Below are 1,239 nucleotides of genomic sequence, written 5' to 3'. Positions count from 1 at the left end.
TGGCCTGCTGCCGGTTTCGTGGACACCGAGATAAGGTGTTTAACGGAACTGGAGAGTTGGAATGCAGAGAAGGAAGTTCAGCCGCGAGTTCAAGCTCGAGGCGGTGAGACTGGTGAAGGATCGGGGCGTTGCGGTGGCGCAGGCAGCTCGCGACCTTGATGTCCACGAGAACGTGCTGCGCAAATGGGTGCGCGAGCTATCGACGGATCCGCATCATGCCTTTCCCGGCCATGGTCAGCTGAAGCCGGAGCAGCAGGAGATTGATCGGCTGCGCAAGGAAGTGGCTAAGCTGAAGGCGGAGCGCGACATCCTAAAAAAGGCCGCAGCCTACTTCGCGAGGGAAGCGATATGAGGTTCGCTTTCATCGCGAGGCACCGGAACATCTGGCCGGTGGCATGGCTGTGCGACGCGCTGGATGTCTCCCGCTCGGGCTTTCACGCCTGGCTCAACCGCAGCCCCAGCGCTCGCTCCCGGCACGACGAGGTGCTGGTGACGGCGATCGATCGCAGCTTCAAGAGCAGCGACCGAACCTATGGTGCTCGCCGCGTCTGGCATGACGTGCTGGCCGAGGGTCTCTCCTGCGGCCTGCATCGCATCGAGCGGCTCATGCGTCAGAACGGGCTGCGTGCCCGACCGCGGCGTCGTGGACTGCCGAAAGACACCGGCGAGCGAGCGACAGTGTCGGACAACATCCTCGACCGCGCTTTCGAAGCCTCGGCCCCGAACCAGAAGTGGATCGCCGACTTCACCTACATCTGGACCGCCGAAGGTTGGCTCTACGTTGCCGCCGTCGTCGACCTGTTCTCCAGACGCGTTGTCGGCTGGGCGATGAAGGCCGAGATGACGGCACAGCTCGTCACCGACGCCCTCATCATGGCGATCTGGAGGAGAGGCAAGCCCGACAGCCTGCTGCACCACAGCGACCAGGGCAGCCAATATACGAGCGAACAGTTCCAGCGCCTGATGGCCGACCACGGCATCACATGCTCAATGAGCCGGTCAGGCAACGTCTGGGACAATGCAGCGATGGAGAGCTTCTTCTCGTCGCTGAAAACCGAGCGGACAGCCCGCAAGGTTTACAGGACGAGGGATGACGCCAGGGCCGATGTGTTCGATTACATCGAGCGCTTCTACAATCCCCGGCGACGGCACTCGACACTGGGCTATATGAGCCCCGTCGAGTTCGAGGAGAAAGCTATGTTAGCTTAACCCCGTGTCCGAAAAACCGGCAGCAGGCCA

General features: G+C 62.0%; 1 protein-coding gene. It reads left to right on the top strand.

Features of this window, described 5'->3' with window-relative positions; genetic code table 11:
• Positions 1-61 precede the first annotated feature (61 nt).
• A protein-coding gene (locus E6C48_RS22335) for an IS3 family transposase (protein WP_136360399.1) occupies positions 62-1,209 on the top strand; the annotation gives its coding sequence in 2 pieces (ribosomal slippage) (positions 62-311 and positions 311-1,209; 1,149 coding nt in all).
• The last annotated feature ends 30 nt before the right edge of the window (positions 1,210-1,239 follow it).

Source organism: Ollibium composti (assembly GCF_004801285.1).
Lineage (GTDB): Bacteria > Pseudomonadota > Alphaproteobacteria > Rhizobiales > Rhizobiaceae > Mesorhizobium > Mesorhizobium composti.
Note: the sequence above shows the minus strand (reverse complement) of the source record. Positions and strands in the feature narration are given on the sequence as shown.